General features: G+C 67.7%; 7 protein-coding genes and 5 pseudogenes. 8 read left to right on the forward strand and 4 right to left on the reverse strand.

Annotated features, from left to right (window positions below):
• The first annotated feature begins 69 nt into the window (after nucleotides 1-69).
• The 3 genes and pseudogenes from ACFVGW_RS10590 to ACFVGW_RS10600 all read left to right on the forward strand — a co-directional run.
• Nucleotides 70-660, forward strand: coding sequence for a VOC family protein (locus ACFVGW_RS10590; protein ID WP_385851660.1), 591 nt, complete (start codon nucleotides 70-72; stop codon nucleotides 658-660).
• Nucleotides 661-782: 122 nt separating this feature from the next.
• Complete coding sequence (locus ACFVGW_RS10595; protein ID WP_385851661.1) at nucleotides 783-1,415, forward strand: hypothetical protein; 633 nt, start codon at nucleotides 783-785, stop codon at nucleotides 1,413-1,415.
• A gap of 311 nt (nucleotides 1,416-1,726) precedes the next feature.
• Nucleotides 1,727-1,870 (forward strand): annotated as a pseudogene (locus ACFVGW_RS10600) (HNH endonuclease); the annotation flags it as partial.
• A 105-nt stretch (nucleotides 1,871-1,975) separates the two neighbouring features.
• Here the strand turns inward: ACFVGW_RS10600 and ACFVGW_RS10605 are convergent.
• From ACFVGW_RS10605 to rpmB, 4 genes and pseudogenes are all read right to left on the reverse strand, one after another.
• Nucleotides 1,976-2,115: pseudogene (locus tag ACFVGW_RS10605) on the reverse strand (GTP-binding protein); the annotation flags it as partial.
• A 4-nt stretch (nucleotides 2,116-2,119) separates the two neighbouring features.
• Nucleotides 2,120-2,290 (reverse strand): 50S ribosomal protein L32, encoded by a 171-nt coding sequence (gene rpmF, locus ACFVGW_RS10610; protein ID WP_385851662.1) that lies wholly within the window; start codon nucleotides 2,288-2,290, stop codon nucleotides 2,120-2,122.
• Nucleotides 2,291-2,433: 143 nt separating this feature from the next.
• The gene (gene rpsN, locus ACFVGW_RS10615) at nucleotides 2,434-2,739 is read right to left on the reverse strand and encodes a 30S ribosomal protein S14 (RefSeq protein ID WP_385851663.1); all 306 of its coding nucleotides are present in this window, start codon (nucleotides 2,737-2,739) and stop codon (nucleotides 2,434-2,436) included.
• On the reverse strand, nucleotides 2,739-2,975 hold the full coding sequence (gene rpmB, locus ACFVGW_RS10620; protein WP_385851664.1) for a 50S ribosomal protein L28: 237 nt from the start codon (nucleotides 2,973-2,975) through the stop codon (nucleotides 2,739-2,741). Before rpmB ends, rpsN begins: the two co-directional genes overlap by 1 nt.
• A 61-nt stretch (nucleotides 2,976-3,036) precedes the next feature.
• Between rpmB and rpmG the strand changes: the two genes are divergently transcribed.
• The 5 genes and pseudogenes from rpmG to ACFVGW_RS10645 all read left to right on the forward strand — a co-directional run.
• The gene (gene rpmG / locus ACFVGW_RS10625) at nucleotides 3,037-3,201 is read left to right on the forward strand and encodes a 50S ribosomal protein L33 (RefSeq protein ID WP_385851665.1); all 165 of its coding nucleotides are present in this window, start codon (nucleotides 3,037-3,039) and stop codon (nucleotides 3,199-3,201) included.
• A 43-nt stretch (nucleotides 3,202-3,244) separates the two neighbouring features.
• Nucleotides 3,245-3,490, forward strand: coding sequence for a type B 50S ribosomal protein L31 (locus ACFVGW_RS10630; RefSeq protein WP_385851666.1), 246 nt, complete (start codon nucleotides 3,245-3,247; stop codon nucleotides 3,488-3,490).
• Nucleotides 3,490-4,632 (forward strand): annotated as a pseudogene (locus ACFVGW_RS10635) (CobW family GTP-binding protein); the annotation flags it as partial. The gene ACFVGW_RS10630 and the pseudogene ACFVGW_RS10635, both read left to right, overlap by 1 nt.
• An 83-nt stretch (nucleotides 4,633-4,715) precedes the next feature.
• Nucleotides 4,716-4,943: pseudogene (gene rpsR, locus ACFVGW_RS10640) on the forward strand (30S ribosomal protein S18); the annotation flags it as partial.
• 746 nt (nucleotides 4,944-5,689) lie between these two features.
• Nucleotides 5,690-6,004: pseudogene (locus ACFVGW_RS10645) on the forward strand (hypothetical protein); the annotation flags it as partial.

The raw sequence follows: 6,004 nt of genomic DNA on the forward strand, positions 1-6,004 counted from the left end.
CAGCCGTCGGTGCCATGCCGACAGCGGTGACGACAGCAGGCGCCGGGTTCGACACCTTGGGGGAGTGGAATGCTGACCGGGATCGTGATCGACGCTCTGGATGTCGCGTGTATGGACCGCTTCTGGCAGGAGGCGACGCGGGGCCGGACGGACGGCCTGCGGCTGCGGTTCGTGCCGACGGCGAAGCCGAAGGCAGGCAAGAACCGACTCCATCTCGACCTGGCTGGGGGGCCGGACTGGGAGGCCGAGGTGGGGCGCCTGCTCACACTCGGTGCGACGCGGGTCGACATCGGCCAGGGCGACGTCTCGTGGGATGTGCTGGCTGATCCGGAGGGTAACGAGTTCTGCGTGCTGCGTCCCGGGCATCCCGGAGTGCTTGCAGACTCCGGCCTTGTCGCGATCTGCCTCGACATTGCCGAGGAGGACCGCTACTCGCAGCCGTCCTTCTGGGAGTCACAGGCCGACTGGCACGCGGTCGAGTCCTTCGACTGGGGCGTCCGGCTTCGACGGAAGCCCACCAGCACGGTCTCGCTGGTGATGGGGCCGCCTGCGGCGCCGAAGGCGGCGCGGAACAGGCTGCGCCTGGAGGTCACCCATCGCGGCCGCCGGCCTGGCGAGTTCCTCGACGTCGGCGGTAACGAATTCCACGTCACGTACTGACCCCCGGGCCAGACCCGGGCGTCTGCGTGTTGCCGACCGAGTGCCTATGGGCTGCTTGTACGGAGGGGGCTTTGCGGTGATCGCCCGGATGGGTGCGAGGTCGTGCTTCACAATGTCTCCCTGTGACGAGCACCTGGATGACCAGGGCCATCGCGATTGTCGGCACGCTGCTGGGCAGCGGACTGACGGCGTTTGTAACAGCGCGGACCGAGCGGCGGAAGAACGAGGCCCTGGAACGGCAGCAGATACGCCAAGAGGTCGCACAAGATCGCGCTGCGCTTCGTGAGTTGCGCGTCGAGCACCAGAAGTGGCGCCGGGATCGCCGGCAAGCCGCCTACCAGGGCTTGATGGATGCAGCTCATGAAGCGCAGGGGGCCATCTGGCAACTGGCACGGCTGACACTGGAGCCCTATGACCAGCATCGTTATGACGTACGGCGTGGTGCAGCCATCGACGCGGTTCGGGCGACTCGCCAGGCGGCGACTACGGTTGAGCTCGAAGGACCAACTGGTGTGGCGCAGGCTGGTGCCGAGTACGCGGAGGCCATAGACCGGCACATCCACCCGCCCATCCAGTACCTGATGGACCTGACCCAAGGGCCGCTGACTGATGAGCAGAAGGATCGCTATCGCTGCTCAGCAGCGGAAACGGGCGTCCTCGTCGAGGACCTACAGCGGCGCTTCGTTCCTCTCGCCCGTGCGGCCCTGGACGAGCCGATGGGCGAGGCTGACCAGCACGCCCAACCGGAGGCATGAGGCGCGGAGCGGCGGTGGATACACGACCTCGCCTGCTCCAGCTCTTGGCCGAGGACTCGGAGGCTTTCCACCGGGAGCGCCGGGGTCGCTGGATGTGTCCGTACTGCACCAGGCGTCCTGTACAGGGCGACGGCGCCGGCTGCGCTGTACGCCACGAGGACTACTCCACAGGACCTCGGCCTTCCCGCGGACAACAACGCCATCAGGGCACCCCTGGCCGGGCTGCCCCACCAGTGGGGATGCAAGCTCTGACCGCTCAATCACCAGCTCCAGGCTGGAATACGGCACGTTTCGAATAGCGCTCCCCGCCAGCTGGCGCCTCCGCGTGGACGCCGGCCCGGCGTGAGGCGTACGTCAACGACCAGGACGCCGCCACCAGCCTCGTGGCGGTGACTGCCCGCTTGAACCGTGGGAAAGCGGACCGGGACCCGGCGGAGTGGATGCCGCCGGGCCCTGTGCGGGGCCGGGGCTGCGGGTGCCACAGAGTTCGAAGCGGGCGACGGTTCCGGCCTGGGGCCACAGGCCAGTCACGCGGGGGCGGCTGGCGAGCCAGAAGAAGCGTTGACCTCGCTCATGTCATTGGCGATCACCGCGACTCGCCGCCCGTCGCGGTTGCCGGCACGTGATTGAACAGGGTGGTCTTTCCCGCGCCGAGGAAGCCGGACAGAACGGTCACCGGCAGGCGGTCGCGCGACGTCACGAGATCAGCCCTCGGGGTGGATGAGGCCGCGCTCGTACGCCTTCACCAGCCGCTGCGGAACCTTGTACACGGAGCCGTCGACAGCGACCGGCACCAGCTGAGGGGTGGTCGCCTTCCACTGGGCTCGGCGGTGGCGGGTGTTGCTGCGGGACATCTTCCGCTTGGGGACGGCCATCGTGGGGACTCCTAGGTCTGATCGCTGAAAGCAGAGGGAGAGTATCTGAAAACGACTCCCATTTCCAATACGTCTCCGGAAGGCGTGCGTCAGGGACCCGGCCGCACACCCTGAAAGCTCCGGGCCGGCGGCCGGGCAGCCGGCTACCAGGACGACTTGGTCACTCCTGGCAGGAATCCGGCGTGCGCCTGCTGCCGAGTCCGCACCCGGGAGGGTCCGAACTTCCGCAGGTAGGCCCGGGGGTGGCCGTCTACGCCGTCGCGGTTGCGTACCCGGGTGGCGCTGGCGTCGCGCGGCTGTCTGCGCAGCTCCGCGAGGGCGGCCTGCCGTTCGGCCGCGGTGGAGGACGGGTGGCGGATGATCTCCAGGGGCTCGGCCCGCCTGCTGGCGTAGCGCTCGACAGTCGTTTTGCGCTTCTCGTTCTGCGAGATCTTGCTCTTCTTGGCCATCAGACCGTCCCTCCGCGGGTGCGGATCCTGGCCACGGCGGCTTCGATGCCGATCACGTCCACCGTCTTGATCGCCTTGGCGCTCAAGGTCAGGCGGACATGGCGGCCCTCGCTGGGCAGCCAGTAGCGCTTGCGCTGGATGTTCGGGTCGAAGCGGCGTGAGGTGCGCCGGTGCGAGTGGGAGATGGTGTTGCCGAATCCCGGCTTGCCGCCGGTTAGTTGACAGTGGGCCGACATGGATGCCGCCTGTCCCGTGGGGCCACATTAGAAATGAAAACCATTGCCATATAGTAGCGGCATGGCACGCAACGAGATCGGCCCGGTCATCAAGCTCCGCTCCACGGCCGGTACCGGGTTCACCTACGTCACCCGCAAGAACCGGCGCAACGACCCCGACCGGTTGGTGCTGCGCAAGTACGACCCCGTCCTCGGTCGTCATGTCGAGTTCCGCGAAGAGCGCTGACCCGAAGTCCCACCCCACTCGAAGCCTCTGAAAGGGCCCTGTCATGAAGCCCGGAATCCACCCCGCCTACGAGCCCGTCGTCTTCCGCGACTCCGCTTCCGGCACCGCATTCCTCACCCGCTCCACGATGACCAGCGACAAGACCATCGACTGGGAAGACGGCAACACCTACCCGGTTGTCGACGTGGAGATCTCCTCCGCCAGCCACCCCTTCTACACGGGCACCGCTCGCGTCCTGGACACTGCCGGCCGCGTGGAGCGGTTCGAGCGTCGTTACGGAGCCCGTTGATGGATCACGATCACCAGCTCCCGGTCGTGCTCGTCGCCGGACTTCACGCCAAGGCCCGAGCCGAGGTCGTCGAATGCCTCCTGCGGGCCGTTCCCGGAAGCGTGGCGCTGCACCACGATCTGGCAGGGGCGCCCGACGGCACCGTGCTCCGCCTGATCCGCGATGCTTCCGGAACCCTTTCCCGCGGCGAAGCACCGCTGGTCAACGACTGTGCGTGCTGCGCACTGCGCGAGGACCTCGTCCCGGAACTGGAACGGATGGCAGACGGCGGTCTGACTCGACTCGCCGTGGTCGAGCTGTGGGACTCGGTCGAACCGAAGGCCATGGCGGAAGTCGTTGCCGCGCACGGCGGAGACCGGCTGATCCTGTCGAACGTGATCACCGCCGTAGACCCCGCGCTCGTCCTGCCCTACCTCGCCAACGGCGACGACCTGGCGGAAGCCGGTCTTGCGGTGGCCCCCACCGACCAGCGGACCGTCGGCGACACCTGGGCGCGTCAGTTGGAGTACTCACCCGTCCTCGCCCTCGTCAACAGCCACGCGGCTGACGACGAAGACCACGCCCTCCTCACCCAACTGCACCCCACCGCCCAGCAGGTACCGACGGCCTCCGTCGAACTCGCCCGTGCGGCATTCGCCACCTTCGACGTAGAGGCCGCCGCAGCCGCCCAGCACCCGGCCTGCGCGCTGCTTCCCCAGGAGGCTGACGAGGCCGGTGTCAGCACGTTTGTGTGGCGCCGCCGACGGCCCTTCCATCCCCAACGCCTTTACCAGGCGCTTGAAGACCTGTGCTGCGCCGCAGCCCGCAGTCGCGGACGGTTCTGGCTCGCCGAACGCCCCGACGCGCTGCTCGCTTGGGACGCGGCCGGAGGAGCTCTGTCCGTCGAGAACGCCGGCCCATGGCTGGTGTCGCTGCCGGACGCGGCTTGGGACATGGTCCCGCCCATGCGCCAGGCGTCGGCCGCGCTCGACTGGCACCCCGACCACGGTGACTGCTGCCAGCACCTCGTCTTCACCTCGCCCGGCCTTGACCGCGACGGGCTTGAACGACTCCTCGACTCTTGCCTGCTGACCGACGCGGAATACGGATCGGGGCGCGAGGCCTGGAAGCACCTGCCGGCCGCCTTCGAGGCCCTCCTCGACGCCGCCTGGCCCCCGTACAACCTGTTCACTCCCCAGTCAGGCTGTGAACGAAAGCCAATCCAAGGAGACTCCGCCATGGCCCACGCCATGACCCCCGCAAGCCCGCCAAGTCCAGGCCCAACCCGCTCGACGCGGCAGGGATCACCTACATCGATTACAAAGACACCGAACTGCTGCGGAAGTTCATCTCAGACCGGGGAAAGATCCGCAGCCGGCGCGTCACCCGAGTGACCGCCCAGCAGCAGCGGGCCCTCGCCACCGCCATCAAGAACGCCCGCGAAATGGCCATCATGCCGTACGCCAGCCGCTGACCCGACGGACCGGCACTCCCAGCCGCCAGAAGACCAGGGCTACACCCGGCACCTCACTCCCGATACGCACCAGCAGCCCGGGAAGCTCAAAAGGCTCAGGGGGCGATTAGGGAGCGGGAAACTGCCATGACCCCTCGCTGGCGTAAACTCCGCCTGCCCTCGGTCGCCCTTCCCGAGCGTGGCGCTCTATCCGGGACAGGGAGGCCCAGCGATGTCCTTCATCGTGCCTCGTGCTCGATCGAGCGGTGACGTCCGTCGGGGTTCGGCGCGGGACGGCACAGACGCGGCCCGATGATGCCGTCCTCGGAGACCACCGAGGTTCTTCCGCAGGCCAGTCGGTTTGAGCGCGTCTGTGCTGGCCCGCAGGCGTTCGTGCCGGTGCGAGACCGACATCGCGTACCTGCAGATTGCATCGAGTGGCCCAGTGGGAAATCGTTCGATCACGGCGGAAGTCCGATGGCTCCGCGGATGTCCGAGAGCCCGCGGGGCTTGTTCCAGGGCTGGAGGAGGCGTCGGCGGAGCGGTTCAAGGGGACCGGCAATTGGGTCGGTACCGCGCTCGACGGTCAGTCTGGTTCAGCTGCGTGCGGGCCAGATCGCCGGCAGCCCGTGTGCAATGCAAATGTCTGCACGGATGCACTACCTCAAGTGGTGTCCAAGCAGACCGAAGCTGACGGTGGGACATGTCGCCGCGGTCGAGTAGCCGACATCCAGTCAGCCGTCGCGGGCGACGGAAGGAAGACATCGATGCGCTCTGCCCGCATTCTGTTCGCCGCGACCGCCGCAGCCGGCGCCATGGCCCTGACCGCACCCGGAGCCTACGCGGCCACCGCAGGTGACTGGGACAAGGACAGCTCCTCCCACACCCAGAAGCACGACAAGGATCATGACAAGCCGAAGGGTGGGATGCACACCGGCTCGGGTGCGCTGTCGCTGGTCGGCGAGGACCACTGGTCGAAGGACAAGAAGGATCATGACAAGCCGAAGGGTGGGATGCACACCGGCTCGGGTGCGCTGTCGCTGGTCGGCGAGGACCACTGGTCGAAGGACAAGAAGGATCAA

The organism is Streptomyces sp. NPDC127129, from assembly GCF_042671585.1.
In the GTDB taxonomy this organism is placed as follows: Bacteria; Actinomycetota; Actinomycetes; order Streptomycetales; family Streptomycetaceae; genus Streptomyces.

Bases quoted from the DNA above. Each gene is read 5' to 3' on its own strand.
- ACFVGW_RS10630 (WP_385851666.1), top strand. From the start codon at position 3,245: ATGAAGCCCGGAATCCACCCCGCCTACGAGCCCGTCGTCTTCCGCGAC.
- rpsN (WP_385851663.1), bottom strand. From the start codon at position 2,739: ATGGCCAAGAAGAGCAAGATCTCGCAGAACGAGAAGCGCAAAACGACT.
- ACFVGW_RS10590 (WP_385851660.1), top strand. From the start codon at position 70: ATGCTGACCGGGATCGTGATCGACGCTCTGGATGTCGCGTGTATGGAC.
- rpmF (WP_385851662.1), bottom strand. From the start codon at position 2,290: ATGGCCGTCCCCAAGCGGAAGATGTCCCGCAGCAACACCCGCCACCGC.
- rpmB (WP_385851664.1), bottom strand. From the start codon at position 2,975: ATGTCGGCCCACTGTCAACTAACCGGCGGCAAGCCGGGATTCGGCAAC.
- rpmG (WP_385851665.1), top strand. From the start codon at position 3,037: ATGGCACGCAACGAGATCGGCCCGGTCATCAAGCTCCGCTCCACGGCC.